We start from the raw sequence: 16,143 nt of genomic DNA, 5'->3' as shown, positions 1-16,143 counted from the left end.
CAAGCGCGGCCCGGGACGCGGGACCCGGGCCTTGGTCTTGGCCCGCCAATGTGAACCTGCGCGCTTGCCGCTGCAAGAGTGGATCGTCACACGGGGTTGATGCCGGGTCGGGGTAACCATCCTTGCCAGCCCTCGTGTCGGCCGTCACCTTACGGTCGAACTTGTCATCGCGACCAAGATCGAGAAGCTGATGCCGCAAGACCCGTTTTCCCCGCTGTGCCGCCGCGAGATCCTTGCCGGGCTCGCCGCGTTTCCCCTGGTCGCGGCTTGGTCCGCCGACCGCGTTGCGGCGCAGACCGGCGCGCCGGCGGGCTCTCTCCTGACCGACCTGGGGCTTTTGCCCGAAGCGGTGTTGCTGCATCCCGGCCCAAACGCACCTCCGTGGGAGATCGCCTGGGGCGATCCAGAGACCTGCGGCGCGCTTGGCCTGGGCGCGAAAGGCCCCTTCCCGTCGTGGTCGCGCTTTCAGACCGGCTTCGCACTCGATTCTCTTGCCGCAGGGTTTGACGGGGGATGGGCGCGGACGATCGGTGCCACGGCGGCGCAAATGCGCCGTTTCGTGACCGTTGCCGCGCCGCCGGTCACCGGCGCGATCCTCGAACTTGTGCCCGCTGCGACAATGGCGGTCGGGCCTGCCCTGGCTGCGCGGGGCATCGCGGAAACCACCGTGCAGGGCGTAACCGCCTGGGCGCGGGGTGAAGACAACGCCATTTCGCTGGCGCTGCGCTATCTGGCCGATCCTTTCGGCGGCGCGATCGGCAAGTCATCGCGGGTTCGACTGGAAGGCCAGCGCTTGATCCAGGCTTCGGAATGGCCGCTCCTGGCTGGGCTTGCAGGTGCGGCGGGACCGCAGGGCCATGCCGATCTCGCCGCCCTTTGCGCGGCGCTGGAAGACCCCGCCTTTGCCGGCGCCCGGCAGGTGCAGGCCATCGTCCTCACCGATCAGGCCTCGCTCTCGGCAGAACCTGCGGGAGCGGGGCTCCTGCCCTGGAGGTTGGGTATTTTCGTGGATCTTTCCGATGGGAAGACAGACCACACCGCCGCCGTCTTCAGCTATGCGACCCGCGCCGAGGCCGAAGCGTCCGCCCGCCGCCTGACCGCCGCCTGGCCTGACGCGCGAAGCCGGATGGTCGAGAGCGCATTCGAAACGCGCCTACCGCTCAAGGCGATCCGGGTGACCGGCGATACCCCCGCGATCCTGACCTTTCATGCCCACGGAGAAAACGGCGGCGACCCGGGTTTTGGCAACCCGAGCTACCGTTTTCTCCTGCAGGCCCGCCAGGCGCGCGACCTTGCGCCCTTTGGGCTTTAGGCGCTGACCTCGGCCAGGGTCGGATAGTCGGTGTAACCTTCGGCGCCACCACCATACAGCCCCTCGGTCGGCAGGGGGTTCAGCGGCGCATTCGCCGCCAGACGCTCGGCCAGATCGGGGTTCGAGATATACAGCTTGCCGAAAGCGACGGCATCCGCAGCCCCAGAGGCAACTGCCTTCACCGCCGTCTCGCGCGTGTAGCCGTTGTTGGCGATCCAGACTCCCTTGAACCGTGCCCGCAGCGCCTCGATCCCCCCCGCAGGCCAGTCGCGCGGGCCGCCGGTCTGGCCCTCGACCACGTGAAGGAAGGCGATTCCGACCGCGTTGAGAATGTCCATCACCGCGCCGAACAGGGCGGGCGTGTCGCTGTCAATGCCGACATTGTTGGCGTTCGACCAGGGCGAGAGGCGGATGCCGGTGCGGTCGGTGCCGATCTCATCGGCCACCGCCGTCACCACTTCGCGCAGGAAGCGGGTGCGGTTGGAGATCGGACCGCCATAGCCATCGGTGCGGGTGTTCGAGGTGTCGCGCAGGAACTGGTCGACCAGATAGCCGTTCGCGCCGTGGATCTCGACGCCGTCAAAGCCCGCGCGGATCGCATTGGCGGCAGCCTTGCGGTAATCCCGCACCGTCGCGGCAATCTCGGCCTCGCTCAGCGCACGCGGCGCGCCGGTTTCCAGAAACTGGCCGTTGACGAAAGTGCGCGAACCCGCCGGAATGGCGGAGGGTGCGACCGGAGTGCCGCCATCCAGAAGGTCCGGGTGGCTGATGCGGCCCACATGCCAGAGCTGGATCACGATCCTGCCGCCCGCCGCATGGACGGCATCGGTCACCTTCTTCCAGCCCTCGACCTGTGCGTCCGAATAGATGCCGGGCGTGTCGGCATAGCCCTTGCCCTGCGGCGATATCTGCGATCCTTCGGTCACGATCAGCCCGGCCCCGGCGCGCTGGCGGTAATATTCCACATGCAAATCGCCCGGCACATCGCCCGCATAGGCACGGTTTCGGGTCAGGGGGGCCATGACCACCCGGTTCTTCATTTCGATCTTGCCCGCCTTGAGCGGTGTGAAAAGCGTGTCGGACATTGAACGTCTCCCGTTGGGTTGGAGACATGACCTAGGCGCTGCCCGGCGCCGGGCAACCCCGGCCACTGTGCAAAGCCGCCCTGCACCCTGTGCAAGGCTAAAGGCGAGACTAAAGGGGCTCGATATCGCCTTCGGCGCGGCGGGCATGGAAGGCCGCGACATGGGCCTTGAGGTTGCCGGACGCGATGGCCGCGCGCAGGCCGGACATAAGCTCTTGATAGTAATGCAGGTTATGCCAAGTCAGCAGCATCGAGGCGATAATTTCCTGTGCTTTGAAGACATGGTGCAGATAGGCGCGGCTGTAATTGCGGCAGGCCGGACATTTGCAGTTTTCGTCCAAGGGCCGCGGGTCGTCCATGTGACGGGCATTCTTGATGTTGACCTGACCGCGCCGGGTCCAGGCCTGACCGGTGCGGCCCGAGCGGCTGGGCAAGACGCAATCCATCATGTCGACGCCGCGCTCTACCGCGCCCACGATATCGTCGGGCTTGCCGACGCCCATCAGGTAGCGTGGCTTGTCTTCGGGCAGAAGGCTGGGTGCATAGTCGAGCACGTCGAACATCGCGGCCTGCCCCTCGCCCACCGCCAGCCCGCCGATGGCATAGCCGTCAAAGCCGATCGAGCGCAGTTCCGCCGCCGATTCCGCCCGCAGCTCGCGGGTGACGCCGCCTTGCATGATGCCGAACAGCGCATGGCCGGGCCGGTCGCCAAAGGCTTGCCGCGACCGCCGCGCCCATCGCATCGACAGCCGCATCGACTTTGCCACGGTTGCCTCGTCGGCGGGCAGTGCGGGGCATTCGTCGAAACACATCACGATGTCGCTGCCCAGAAGTGCCTGGATTTCCATGCTGCGCTCGGGCGTCAGATGGTGCTTCGAGCCGTCGATATGGCTGGAGAAGACAACGCCCTCCTCGGTCAGCTTGCGCAGAGGTCCCAGGCTCATCACTTGGAAGCCACCGGAATCTGTGAGGATCGGCTTCTGCCAGTTCATGAACTTGTGCAACCCGCCCAGCCGGGCAATGCGTTCGGCGGTCGGGCGCAGCATCAGGTGATAGGTGTTGCCCAGAAGGATATCGGCCCCGGTCGCGGCCACACTGTCGGGCAACATCGCCTTGACGGTCGCCGCCGTGCCCACGGGCATGAAGGCGGGGGTGCGGATCTGGCCACGCGGCGTGTCGATCACGCCGGTGCGCGCCTTGCCATCCACTGCCGCCACGCGGAATCCAAAGCCCTTGGCCATTGACGACCCTCCTGCCGAAACCGCCCGTTCCTGCACCAATCGCAGCGAAATGCCAAGGGCGCACAGCTTTCGTACCTACAGAAAGCAGGAAGGACTTGACGCAATGTAAAAACCGTGTACTTGCGTGAATGAACGTTCATTCCCCGCCTGCGGCCGCCATGACCTTTCCCTCTCCGATAAGTCCGGCCCATGTCGGACCCGTCCACAATCCCGTGTCCGACCGCTCGGCCGAGATTCTTGGCCGGATCCGTGAGGTTTTTGCCGAAAAGGGGTTCGACGGGGCCTCGATGCAGGATCTGGCCCGGGCTGCGGGGATGAGCGTGGGGAATTTCTACCGCTATTTTCCCTCGAAAGCCGCCATCGTCGAAGGCATGGTCGCGCTCGACATTGCCGAGATCGAACAGAAATTCGCCGAGATCCGCACCGCGGACGACCTGATGGGCGCCGTGCGCGGCAAGATCGCCGGAGAAGTTTGCACCCGCCACAAGGACAAGGGGCGGCTCTGGGCCGAAATCGGGGCCGCGGCGCATAGGAAGACCGAAGTGGCGGCGATTTGCGGCGATATGGAGAACCGCATCTGCGCCAATATGTTGGGCGTCTTCGCGCGCGTCTCGGGCCTGTCCCCGGAAGCCTGTCACCAGCGCTTCGGCGCCCATGCCCGTTTTGTCGTGATGATGGTCAAGGCCGCGGCCACCCGTCAGAGCGATGCCCTTGAGCCCGACCTGAACGCCTTGATTCTGCAAAGCATCAACCGCGTGCTTGATGATGTAACCGACGCCGCTTCAGAAAAGAGCTGATCCATGCGCCCGTATTTCCAGGTTTCCGTTTCTCTTGCCGCCCTGCTCGCCGTCATGCCCTTGCCTGGCCCCGCCCTGGCCGAAACCGCCGCTGCCGCCGAGACCTCGCCCGCAGCCGCATCGGCCCCGGTTTTGCCCGCGATCACCGTGGCCTCGGTGGCGACGCGCCACATGGTCGCCCGCGTGATCGCGACCGGTTTCGTCAATCCGGTCGAACAGGTGAATGTCCAGCCGCTGATCGAGGGCCAGCCGATCGAGCAGCTTCTGGCCGATGTCGGCGATGTGGTGACCGAGGGGCAGGTGCTGGCCATGCTGTCGAACAGCACGCTTCTGCTGCAAAAGGTGCAATCGGCCGCCGCGCTGGAATCGGCCAAGGCAACCATCGCCCAGGCCGAAGCGCAACTGACCGAGGCAGAGTCTTCGGCGGCCGAGGCGCAGCGCGTGGCCGAACGGACGAAGAAACTGGCCGATAAGGGCACGGCGACGCAAGCCGCGCTTGATACAGCCGGCGCCAATGCGGTGGCCGCCACGGCCCGGGTTTCGGTCGCGCGCCAGTCGCTCGAAGCCGCCCGCGCCCAGGTCGCGCTTTACGAGGCGCAGATGGCGAATGTTGAGCTGCAGCTGACCCGGACCGAGGTGAAGGCGCCCTATGCCGGGCGGATCACCGCGCGCAACGCCACCATCGGCGCCATTGCCACGGCGGCGGGCAGCCCGATGTTCGCGATCGAAAAGGACGGGGCGCTGGAATTGTGGGCCGATGTGGCCGAGGCCGATATCCTGCGCCTTTCCCCCGGCCAGATGGCCGAGCTGAAGGGCGTCGGCACGCCTGCCGGGCTGACCGGCACGATCCGTCTGGTGGAACCCGTCATCGACAGCCTGACCCGGCTGGGCCGTGCGCGGATCTCGATCGCGGCCGAGACCGGGCTGCGCGCGGGCATGTTCATCGAGGCGGATGTGGTCGTCGCGGAACATGACGCGCTGGCCGTTCCGGTCACGGCGGTCAGCGCCCAGGGCGGCGAGCAGACCGTTCTGCGCGTCATGGACGGCGTCGTAGAGCAGGTCGCGGTCAAGCTTGGCATCCGCGAAAGCGGCTGGGTCGAAGTGACCGAGGGCCTGTCCGAAGGCGATCAGGTCGTCGCCAAGGCCGGCGCCTTCGTGCGCCCCGGCGACAAGATCAATCCGGTCCTGTCGGACCTTGGCAATTAAGAGGGCGAGATGAACTTTTCCGCCTGGGCCATCCGCAATCCGGTCGCGCCGCTTCTCGCCTTCTTCATGCTGCTGCTGATCGGCTGGCAATCGTTCAACACCCTGCCCATCACACGTTTCCCCAATATCGACGTGCCGATCGTCTCGATCGCCGTCGCCCAGCCGGGTGCCGCCCCGGCCGAGATCGAAACCCAAATCACCAAAGAGATCGAAGATGCCGTCGCGGGCATCACCGGAGTCAAGAACGTCACTTCGACTGTCTCCGATGGGCTCTCGACCACCGCGGTCGAGTTCTACATGGAGATTTCGACCGACAAGGCAGTGCAGGACACCAAGGATGCCATCGACCGCATCCGGGGCGATCTGCCCGGCGATATCGAGGCCCCCATCGTTGCCCGCGTCGATGTCGAAGGCGGCGCCATTCTGACCTATTCGGTCTCTTCGCCGGGCATGACGCTTGAGGAATTGTCGTGGTTCGTCGATGATACGATGACGCGGGCCCTGCAGGGCAAACCGGGCATCGGGCGGGTAGACCGCTATGGCGGGGCCGACCGGGAAATTCGCGTCGAGCTCGACCCTGTGAAACTGGGCAGTTATGGCATCACCGCGTTGGCGGTCAGCCAGCAGCTTGCCTTGACCAATGCGAATGTCGGCTCGGGCAAGGCCGAGATCGGCCTGGGCGAACAGTCGATCCGCACCCTGGGCAACCAGGACACTGCCGCCGCGCTGGCCCAGGCGACCATCGCACTGCCCTCGGGCCGTCATGTCCGCCTGTCGGATCTGGGCGAGATCATCGACAGCTACGAAGACCCCAAGAGCTTTGGCCGCACCGATGGCGATCCCGTCGTGATGATGGCGGTCTTCCGCTCCAAGGGCGCGTCCGAGGTTTCGGTGGCCGAAGTGACGGCAACCGTCGTCGATGACATCCGCGCCAAATATCCAGACGTGACCGTCACCCTGGTGGATGATGCGGTCTACTACACCCATGGCAATTACGAAGCCGCGCTGGATACGCTGATCGAAGGAGCGCTGCTGGCCGTTCTGGTGGTCTTCATCTTCCTGCGCAACTGGCGTGCAACCCTGATCTCTGCCGTCGCCCTGCCCCTGTCGGCCATCCCCACCTTCTGGGTCATGGATATGGTGGGCTTTTCGCTGAACCTCGTTTCCTTTCTTGCCTTGACCTTGGCGACGGGGATTCTGGTCGACGATGCCATCGTGGAAATCGAGAACATCGCCCGCCACATCCGAATGGGCAAGACCCCCTACCGCGCGGCCATCGAGGCGGCAGACGAGATCGGCCTTGCCGTCATCGCCACCACCTCGACCATCGTCGCGGTCTTCGTTCCGGTCTCTTTCATGCCTGGAATTCCCGGGCAATATTTCCGCCAGTTCGGCATCACCGTCGCCGTCGCGGTGCTGTTCTCGCTGCTTGTCGCGCGGCTCATCACGCCAATGATGGCGGCCTATCTGATGACCGCCAAGGACAAGGGGCATGGCGAGCTGAAGGATGGGGCCTTCATGCGCGGCTATCTGTGGTTGGTGAGGAAATCCACCGCTGTGCCGCGCCTGTTCGGCTCTCGCTTCCGCTTCCCCGCCTATTACCTGACCCTGGTCGTGGCCATTGGCGTGGTGATCGTTTCGGTCGGGCTAATGCTGCAAGTTCCCGGCAACCTTTTCCCGCCTGATGACGAAAGCCGCTTCTCGATTTCCGTCGAGTTGCCGCCCGGCTCGACCCTGGCCGAGACCGACCGCACGACCGAGGCGATGCGCAATGCCATCAAGGATATTCCGGGAATCGAGAATGTCATCGTCGTGGGCGGCAGCTCGCCGCTGGGTGACCTTGATGTACGCCGCGCCGATATGCGGATCCTTCTCGAAAAGCGCGACGTCTCGCTGGAACGGCGGCTGGTCGAGGTTGCAAGCGGCATCCCGCTTCTGCGCGACTGGATCCATATCCCGCCCTCGACGACGCGAACCCAGCCGCAGGTTGAGATCGAGGCCGAAGTTCTGAAGCGTCTTGCGACAATCCCCGATATCCGCGCCTTCAAACTGGGCGGTCCCGGCGCGGGCGGTCGGCCCGTCTCCTATAATGTCCTTTCGGCCAGTGATGGCGATCTGGTCGCGGCAACGACGATGATCGAACGCGCTTTGGTGGGTGAGCCGCTTCTGTCGAACGTCTCGACCGAAAGCACCCTGCCGCGCCCCGAAGTCCAGATCACGCCGCGTCTGGAAGAGGCCGCGCGGCTGGGTGTCACCACACAGGCCATCGCGGCCACCGTGCGCGTTGCGACCATCGGCGACGGTGACGCCTCGCTCGCGAAGCTCTCGGTCGACAGCCGCCAGATTCCGGTGCGGGTGCAGCTCGAGGATACGTCGCGCGAAAGTCTGGAACGGCTGGCGGCGCTCCAGGTCATTACCGCCTCGGGCAAACTGGTGCCGCTGTCGGCCGTGGCCGAGATCACGCTGTCCGAAGGTCCGGCCACGATCAAGCGCCTGAACCGCCAGCGTGTCGCCACGGTGGGCGCCGACCTGCCGGTGGGCGTTCCGCTGGACAGCGCCACAGCGCGGTTCGAGGAGATCGTCTTCGGCAATGCCGAAAAAGGCATCCCGCCCCTGAAGCTGCCCGCCTCGGTCACTGTCAAGCCCTCGGGCGATGCCGAAGTGCAGGCCGAACTGGTCACGAGCTTTGGCAATGCGATGCTGATGGGCCTTTTCCTGGTCCTGTCGGTGCTGATCCTTCTCTTCCGGTCGCTGATTCAGCCCTTCACCATCCTCTTTTCGCTGCCGCTGGCCATCGGCGGCGTGGCGGCGGCGCTGATCATCACCCAAAACCCGATGTCCATGCCGGTCATGATCGGTCTTCTGATGCTGATGGGCATCGTGACCAAGAACGCGATCCTGCTGATCGACTTCGCGATCGAGATGCGGGCGCGCGGGATGAACCGGATCGCGGCCGTCGTCGAGGCCGGGCACAAGCGGGCGCGGCCGATCGTGATGACCTCGATCGCCATGTCGGCAGGGATGCTGCCCTCGGCTCTGGGCGTGGGCGAAGGCGGCACCTTCCGCGCGCCCATGGCGATTGCGGTGATCGGCGGCATCATCATGTCGACGGTACTGTCGCTGGTCGTGGTGCCGGCCTTCTACCTGATCATGGACGACCTCTCGCGTGCGCTGGGCTGGGTCTTCGGAAGGATGATCGGCAAGAAGGACGAAGAGGCGGTGCCGCCCTCGGCCGAAGAGCTGGTGGCGCGGCTGCGCTCGGGTGACGACCGGGCAGCGCTGCTCAGCGCGCGGATCGGCGCGCTGGAAGACCGTCTGTCCGGGCGCAAGGTCCAGGCCGCCGAATGACGCCTTAGCCCGGCGGCCAAAGCCGCCGGGCCTCTTCCGCATTATAGCGACCCAGCCGCACATCCTCGGCCACCAGCGCCGGATCGCGGCCCTCGGGCGCGCCATAGCCGCCGCCGCCCGGCGTGCGCACCCGCACCCGGTCGCCCGCCTGCAAGACGATATCCTGCGCCTTGGACAGATGCTCGGGCACCAGAACCGGCTCGTCTTGCCGCATGATCTCCACCCGGTTCACCGCGCCATCGCCGCCGCCCAGCACGCCCTGCGGCCCGACCCGGCCATGATCCATGACGAAAGAAGCGCGCGCCGTGCCACGCAGCAGCTCGATCTCGTAATCCAGCCCGAAGCCGCCCCGCATCCGCCCTGCCCCGCCCGAGCCTTCATGCAGCGCGTAGCGCCGGTAAAGAACCGGGTATTTCTGCTCCATGATCTCGACCGGCGGCGCCTTCGAGATGCCTATCGTGGAACAGCCATTGGAAATGCCGTCGCCCCCGGCAAAGCCGCCATAGCCGCCGCCCGAGATCTGATACATCACATAGCCCGCCCCGGTTTCGGGGTCGGTCCCGCCCAGACCGAAATTTCCGCTTGTCCCGGCCGGTGCGGCCGTTACCCGCTGCGGGATCGCCTGAACCAGCGCGGCAAAGACGGCTTCCGCGATGCGCTGGCTGACCTCGGCCGCGCAACCCGAAACAGGTCTCGGATAGTGGGCGTCGAGGAATGTGCCCTCGATCCCCGTCACCTCCAGGGGTTCAAAGGCTCCGGCGCTGATCGGCACATCGGGAAAGACATGGCGTACGGCCAGATAGACCGAAGACAATGTGGTCGCCCGGACCGAATTCATCGGCCCCGCGCAGGGCAGCGACGACCCGGAAAAGTCGAAGGTCAACCGCTCGCCCGCGCGGCTCATGGTCAGCGCAATGGTCAGCGGCTCGTTCACAACCCCGTCGCTGTCGATCATCGCCTTGGCCGTGTAGCTTCCCTCCGGGATCAGCCCCACCATCGCCCGCATCTGCCGCGCCGCCAGATCGCGCATCCGCGCCACCGCCTCGCTCACGGTGGTGTCGCCGTAGCGATCCATCAGCGCGGCCAGCCTGTCAGCCCCGACCATCAGGGCACTCGCTTGCGCCTTCACATCGCCGATGCGCTGGTCGCTGACCCGGATGTTGGAACAGATGATCGCCCAGATCTCGGCATCCAGCACACCCTTCTTGAACAGCTTCACCGGCGGCAGACGCAGCCCTTCCTGTTCTGCGCTGATCGCACTGGCGGAAAACCCGCCCGGCACCATGCCGCCCGTGTCCGGCCAGTGCCCGGTATTCGACAGCCAGCACCAAATCTTGCCTTCGCGCCAGACCGGCATCGCAAAGCGCACATCCATCAGATGCGTGCCGCCCAGATAGGGGTCGTTGACGATATAGATGTCGCCCGGCTCGGGCGCTGCCGTCACCCCTGCCGCGATGCGCTGGATCAGGGTTCGGGTGGAGAACTGCATCACGCCAACAAAGACCGGCAGGCCCTTCGAGCCCTGCGCGATCAGGCTGCCATCCTCGGCGCTGTAGATCCCGTCCGACCGATCATCCGCCTCGGCGATCACCGGCGAAAAGGCTGCGCGCGAGAAGGTCAGGTCCATCTCGTCGCAGACCTGCTGCAACCCCGCCTGGATCACCGTCAATGTCACCGGATCGATCATCGTCCCGCCTTTCTTTTCCGCTCAAATATCCCGCAGGGGGCCGGGGGGGCGCGAAGTCCACTGGCTTGGCGTTTTCAGCCCCGAACCGCCACGATCAGATTGCCGTCCTTGTCCGACGTCACCCGGCAGCCCGGCTCCACCACCAGCGTCGTGTCCATCTGCTCGACGATGGCGGGGCCGGAGAGGTCCAGCGCCAGCGGCAGGTGATCGCGCCAATAGATCGGCACGTCTTGCCAGCCGCCGTCAAACCAGACCTGGCGCATCTCCTTGACCTCGGGCATCGCTTTCCGCCCGGCCGGGTCGATCAGGCGCGACAGGTCCAGCTCGGCCCGCCGCCCGGTCACCGAGACATTCAGGTTCATCACCGAGGCACGGATTTCCGGCAGATCCACCCGGAAGCGGGCATGATAGGCCGCCTCGAACAGCGCCTGCATCTGGCCCTGCGTCGGAGAGGCCGAAGGCAGGGTCACGCGCAGAAGATGGGTCTGCCCCAGGAACTGCATGTCGGCCGAAAACTCGGCCTTCACGTCGCGCACCTCGACGCTCTCCGCGGCGATCAGCTTGCGCCCTTCCGCCTCAAGCGCCGACAGAAGCCTGGCGACCTCCCCCATATCCAGCGCATCCAGAGGCCGGTTAAGCGTGCGCACGAAATCGTGCCGCAGATCCGCCACCACGCAGCCCAGCGCATTGGTGATCCCGGGTCGCGCCGGAACCAGAACCTTCGGCACGGCGAGTTCCCGCGCCAGGGCGACGGCATGCAGCGGCCCCGCCCCGCCAAAGGCGAAAAGCGCGAAATCGCGCGGATCGGCCCCCATCGAGATCGACACCATCCGAACGGCCCCCGCCATATGGGTATTGGCGATCCTTACCACTGCTTCGGCGGCCTCCTCGACACCCAGCCCCAAAGGCCGCGCGATCTGCGCGTCCATCGCCATCCGCGCCGCCTCGGCGGCCTGTCCGAACCGGCTGGCGGGCAGGCGCCCCAGGATCAGGTTCGCGTCCGAGATCGTGACCTTCGTGCCGCCGCGCCCATAGCAGACCGGGCCGGGATAGGAGCCGGCGCTTTCCGGCCCGACCCGCAGCATGCCGCCCTCATCGACCCGTGCGATCGACCCGCCGCCCGCGCCGACGGTGCGCACATCGACCATCGGCACATGGATCGGCATGGCATATTCCACCTCGATCTCGTTCGAGACCGGGGCCACGCCGCCGCGGATCATGGCCACATCGGTCGATGTGCCGCCCATGTCATAGGTCAGAAGGTCGGGCATCCCAGCCCGCCGCCCGGTCGCCACCGCCGCCATCACCCCCGAGGCGGGCCCCGACATCACCGTTTTCACCGCCTCTTTTGCCACATGCTGCGCGGTGACCATGCCGCCATTACCGTTCATGACCAGAAGATCGCGCGCATAGCCGCGCTGCGCCAGCTCGCCCGCCAGCCGCGAGATATAGCGCTCCAGCACCGGCTGGACGCTGGCATTCACCGCCGCCGTCACCCCGCGCTCATACTCCCGGGCCTCGGACAGAAGCGCATGGCCCAGCGTGACATAGGCGTTCGGCCACAGTTCGCGCGCAATCTCGCCCGCGCGCAGTTCATGCGCCGGGTTGGCATAGGCGTGCAAAAAGTGGATCACCAGCGCCTCGCAGCCAGCTCGCTGCAGCGCGGCGGCAGATTCACGAAAAGCCTTTTCGTCAAGCGGTGCGATCACCCGCCCGCGCGCATCCATCCGCTCTGGCACTTCCAGCCGCAGGTCGCGCGGAATGATCGGCACGAAGCGGCCCGCCATGCCATAGGCTTGCGGCCGGGTGCGACGACCCAGTTCCAGAACATCGCGGAACCCTGCGGTGGTGATGATGCCGGTCCGGGCAAGCTGGCGCTCCAGCACCGCATTGGTCGTGGTCGTGGTGCCATGGACGATCAGATCCAGTGCGGCAAGATCAGCCGTCCCCGCCGCCTCGAAGGCCGCCAGGACCCCGCCTGCCTGGTTCGGCAGCGTGGTCGGCACCTTGGCCAGCCGCACCGCGCCCGAGGCGGGATCGAAAATCACAAGGTCGGTAAAGGTCCCGCCGACGTCCACGCCGGCCACCAGCCCTGCTCGCGTCACGCGCCTGCCTCCGTCCTGGCCGAGCCGCGGCTTCCGCTAAGAAGCCTGCTCCGCGTCTTTGAAGCCACCGAGGCGGGGCTTTCGAGATACCCGCCCGCACCCCGTCCTGCCGGGCCCATCCCTATACCCCCACATATTCCGCAAATTGCCGTGCCCCGGGCGTCAATGCCCCGGCGTCGACGATTTCCTCGACCTTGCCATGCGCCATGAAGGCAACGCGGTCCGCCATTTGCAGCACTGCATCGGCGCGCTGCTCGACCAGAACCACCGCAACGCCCTCGGCCTTCAGCCGCAGCATCGCGTCGCGGATGAGCTGGATCATCGAGGGCTGCAACCCTTCGGTCGGCTCATCCAGAAGCAGAACTTTCGGCTCAAGGCACAGCGCCCGGCCGATCGCCAGCATCTGCTGCTCCCCTCCCGACAGCGTTGCCGCCATCTGTGCCAGCCGTTCGCCCAGCCGCGGAAACATCTCCAGCACCCGCGCCCGAACCGCAGCGCGGTTGCCGCGCAGCAATCCGCCGATCGCAAGGTTTTCCGCCACGGTCAGCGGCCCGAACAGCCGCCGCCCCTGCGGCACCCAGGCGAGACCCAGCCCGGGAACCTTATGGGCGGGCTGGCCCGAGACCTCGACGCCATCCAGGGTGATCCGTCCGGCGCAGGGCAAAAGCCCCATCAGCGCTTTCATCAGTGTTGTCTTGCCCGCGCCGTTGCGCCCCATCACGCAGGTCACCTCGCCCGGCTTCGCGGTGAAATCCACCCCGCGCAGCACCGTGACTGGCCCGTATCCCCCCGTCAGTCCCGTCACCTCAAGCGCCAAGATAGGCCTCCTGCACGGCCCTGTCGGCGCGCATTTCGGCAGGTGTGCCGCACGCAAGAACCGTGCCAAAATTCAGGACGGTGATCCGGTCGGCCGCGCCCATCACCACATCCATATTGTGCTCGATCATCAGGACCGCGACCTCGGGCACCAGCGATCGCACCAGCGCCATGAAACCGGCGATTTCGCCCGCCGCAAGACCCTGGGTCGGCTCGTCCAGGATCAGCACGCGGGGCTTCAGCGCCAGGCCCATGGCAACCTCCAAGAGCCGCTGATGACCGTAGCTCAACTCTCCCGCCATTTGCGCGCGGTGGTGCTCAAGCCCCACCTTGCCCAGTGCTGCCGCCACGGCGTGGCCCAGGGCCGCCTTGTCGCCGCGCAGCGCCCCCACCGAGTCGCGCCCGCCCTGCACCGCAAGCGCCACATTGTCGAAAACCGACAGACCGGGGAAGATCGAGGTGATCTGGAACGTATAAGCCAGCCCCTGCTTGACCCGGGCCTGGGCTGAAAGTCGGGTGATCTCGTCCCCATCCAGGAAGATTTGGCCCGATTGCACCGGGATGCGCCCGGACAGCAGCGATACGAAGGTGGTCTTGCCCGCCCCGTTCGGGCCGATCAGGCCATGGACCTCGCCGGGCGCCAGATCGAAATCCACGCCGTCGACGGCGCGCAGACCGCCGAAATGCCGCACAAGGCCACTTGCTTGCAACAGGCTCATGGCAGGTCCCTCCAGAAGCGGGCGCGAACCCAACCAAGCACGCCTTTCGGCGCGAACAGGATCAGCACCACCAGCGCTGCCCCGACAAGAAACAGCCAGGCCGAAGTCAGTTCGGCCGCGAGCTCCACCAGCCAGAACATCGCGGCCGCCCCCAGAAGCGGCCCAGAGACCACGCCGGCGCCCCCCATCAGGACATAGAGCATCGGCAGGATGGAATACTGGATCTCGGCAAATCCCGCCCCGGCATAGCCGAACAGGATCGCCCAGGCCCCGCCGGCGAGCCCTGCATAGGCGCCCGAGATCACCAGAACCAACAGCTTCACGCGATAGGGATTGTAGCCTAGAAGGCGCGAGCGTTCCTCATTCTCGCGCATCGCCACCATGACCCGTCCAAACCGCGACCGCACCAGCGCCAGACAGATCAGCAGCCCGATCGAGAACAGTGCCCAGGCCACGAAATAGCGCGGCCCGTCCTTCGACAGTGCCTGCCCGGCCAGCTCGCGGCTGGCCGCGGGCAATGCGAAACCCTGATCGCCACCGGTCCATTGGTTGAAATAGATGAGCACCAGGTGGAAGGCCTTGGCGAACATCAGCGTCACGATCATGAAGCTGACCCCCGCCGTCCGCAGCGCCAGAAGCCCGGTCAGCCCCGCCATGGTCGCGCCGCCAACAAGCGACAAGAGAAGGGCCGGCCCCGCCCCCAGGCCGTAATGCCAGGCGGGCAGCGCGCCCGCGAACATGCCTGCGGCGAAGAACAGCGCATGGCCCAGGCTCAGAAGCCCGGTATAGCCGAAGGCCAGATTGTAGCCCGTCGCGAACAGCGCCAGCACCATCACGCGGGCCAGATTGGTCGCGTGATAGGGCGGCAAGACATATTGCAGCGCGAAAAGCACCGCCAGAAGCGCCAGATGGGCTGCCCAGATCGCGCGTCCGTTCATCTCTCGCGCCCTCCGAACAGACCCTGCGGGCGGAAGACCAGAACCAGCGCGACCAGAAGCGTTGCAAGGATCTTGGCCAGCGTGGGCGAGAAGAACATGCTGATCACCCCGTCCGACAGGCCGATCACCAGCGCTGCGACCACCGTGCCGCGCAAGCTGCCCAATCCGCCGATGATGACGACAATGAAGGACAGAAGCAGCGGATCATGTCCCATCAGGTAATGGGCCTGCTGGATGGGCACGATCAGCACCGCCGCCACCGCGGCCAGGGCCGCGCCGATACCGAACACCGCCATATAGACCAGATCGACATTGATCCCGAAAGCCTGCGCCACCTCGCGGTCAACCTGCGTGGCCCGCATGACAAGGCCCACCTTGCTGCGCGTCATGAACAGCCACAGCGCCAGCAAGACCAGCGCCGCCGCCGCCACCACGAAAAGCTTGTAGCCCGAATAGCCGAACCACGGCAGTTGCAGACGCCACTCAAAAGGCGCCGCGACGGGCCGGGCATCGGGGCCATAGAGCGTCAGCGCCGCCTGCTGGATCATGTAGAGCAGCCCGATCGTCGCCACGATCGTCGCTTCGGGGTCATAGTTCAGCCGTCGCAGCACCAGACGGTCCGCCAGCGCCGCCAGCGCCGCCACCGCGATCGGCGCGACCAGCAGCGCCACCAGGAACGCGGCCCAGGCTGGTCCCGGCACCAGCGTCGTGACGAACCAGGCGATCACCGCGCCCAGCATGTAGAACTCGCCATGCGCGACATTGACGACACGCATCACGCCAAAGACCAAAGACAGGCCCGAGGCCGCCAGCGCCAGCGCGGCGGCGGTCACAAGCCCCTCCATCAGGGCAAGAAGAAGAAAGGGTCCAAAAGCCATGTCATCAGCCGT

The 16,143-nt window shown here is 66.1% G+C and carries 12 protein-coding genes; 4 read left to right on the top strand and 8 right to left on the bottom strand.

Translation table 11 applies throughout. The annotated features are described in order from the left end of the window. The first annotated feature begins 190 nt into the window (after window positions 1-190). Window positions 191-1,312 (top strand): hypothetical protein, encoded by a 1,122-nt coding sequence (locus tag ACED67_RS02850; protein ID WP_395540019.1) that lies wholly within the window; start codon window positions 191-193, stop codon window positions 1,310-1,312. Here the strand turns inward: ACED67_RS02850 and ACED67_RS02845 are convergent. Both ACED67_RS02845 and tgt read right to left on the bottom strand, forming a co-directional pair. Next, window positions 1,309-2,397: an alkene reductase gene (locus ACED67_RS02845; RefSeq protein ID WP_395540018.1), complete on the bottom strand. Its 1,089-nt coding sequence runs from the start codon at window positions 2,395-2,397 to the stop codon at window positions 1,309-1,311. The two genes, ACED67_RS02850 and ACED67_RS02845, sit on opposite strands and share 4 nt — an antisense overlap. Before the next feature lie 109 nt (window positions 2,398-2,506). Further along, window positions 2,507-3,637: a tRNA guanosine(34) transglycosylase Tgt gene (gene tgt / locus ACED67_RS02840; RefSeq protein ID WP_395540017.1), complete on the bottom strand. Its 1,131-nt coding sequence runs from the start codon at window positions 3,635-3,637 to the stop codon at window positions 2,507-2,509. A gap of 158 nt (window positions 3,638-3,795) precedes the next feature. Between tgt and ACED67_RS02835 the strand changes: the two genes are divergently transcribed. From ACED67_RS02835 to ACED67_RS02825, 3 genes are read left to right on the top strand one after another with little or no spacing between them, the layout of a single operon-like run. Further along, window positions 3,796-4,434 (top strand): TetR/AcrR family transcriptional regulator, encoded by a 639-nt coding sequence (locus tag ACED67_RS02835; protein WP_395540016.1) that lies wholly within the window; start codon window positions 3,796-3,798, stop codon window positions 4,432-4,434. Window positions 4,435-4,437: 3 nt separating this feature from the next. Beyond that, window positions 4,438-5,640, top strand: coding sequence for an efflux RND transporter periplasmic adaptor subunit (locus ACED67_RS02830; protein ID WP_395540015.1), 1,203 nt, complete (start codon window positions 4,438-4,440; stop codon window positions 5,638-5,640). A gap of 9 nt (window positions 5,641-5,649) precedes the next feature. Next, window positions 5,650-8,988 carry an efflux RND transporter permease subunit gene (locus ACED67_RS02825; RefSeq protein WP_395540014.1) on the top strand — a complete coding sequence of 1,113 codons (3,339 nt, stop codon included), beginning with the start codon at window positions 5,650-5,652 and terminating at the stop codon, window positions 8,986-8,988. 4 nt (window positions 8,989-8,992) lie between these two features. On the opposite strand, the gene ACED67_RS02820 is transcribed toward ACED67_RS02825, so the two are convergent. The 6 genes from ACED67_RS02820 to ACED67_RS02795 all read right to left on the bottom strand — a co-directional run bounded on the left by ACED67_RS02820 (window position 8,993) and on the right by ACED67_RS02795 (window position 16,131). Then, entirely contained in the window at window positions 8,993-10,675 is a 1,683-nt protein-coding gene (locus ACED67_RS02820) for a hydantoinase B/oxoprolinase family protein (RefSeq protein ID WP_395540013.1), read from the bottom strand. A 74-nt stretch (window positions 10,676-10,749) separates the two neighbouring features. Next, window positions 10,750-12,780: a hydantoinase/oxoprolinase family protein gene (locus ACED67_RS02815; protein WP_395540012.1), complete on the bottom strand. Its 2,031-nt coding sequence runs from the start codon at window positions 12,778-12,780 to the stop codon at window positions 10,750-10,752. A gap of 121 nt (window positions 12,781-12,901) precedes the next feature. Beyond that, complete coding sequence (locus tag ACED67_RS02810) at window positions 12,902-13,597, bottom strand: ABC transporter ATP-binding protein (RefSeq protein ID WP_395540011.1); 696 nt, start codon at window positions 13,595-13,597, stop codon at window positions 12,902-12,904. Next, window positions 13,587-14,315, bottom strand: a complete 729-nt coding sequence (locus ACED67_RS02805; RefSeq protein ID WP_395540010.1) for an ABC transporter ATP-binding protein — start codon at window positions 14,313-14,315, stop codon at window positions 13,587-13,589. Before ACED67_RS02805 ends, ACED67_RS02810 begins: the two co-directional genes overlap by 11 nt. After that, window positions 14,312-15,253, bottom strand: coding sequence for a branched-chain amino acid ABC transporter permease (locus ACED67_RS02800; RefSeq protein WP_395540009.1), 942 nt, complete (start codon window positions 15,251-15,253; stop codon window positions 14,312-14,314). The genes ACED67_RS02805 and ACED67_RS02800 overlap by 4 nt, the downstream gene beginning before the upstream one ends. Beyond that, window positions 15,250-16,131 carry a branched-chain amino acid ABC transporter permease gene (locus ACED67_RS02795; RefSeq protein ID WP_395540008.1) on the bottom strand — a complete coding sequence of 294 codons (882 nt, stop codon included), beginning with the start codon at window positions 16,129-16,131 and terminating at the stop codon, window positions 15,250-15,252. Before ACED67_RS02795 ends, ACED67_RS02800 begins: the two co-directional genes overlap by 4 nt. Window positions 16,132-16,143 lie beyond the last annotated feature (12 nt).

The sequence above is a fragment of the Neotabrizicola paludis genome, from assembly GCF_044142105.1.
In the GTDB taxonomy this organism is placed as follows: domain Bacteria; phylum Pseudomonadota; class Alphaproteobacteria; order Rhodobacterales; family Rhodobacteraceae; genus Pseudogemmobacter.
This window is presented reverse-complemented; position numbering and strand designations above follow the sequence as displayed.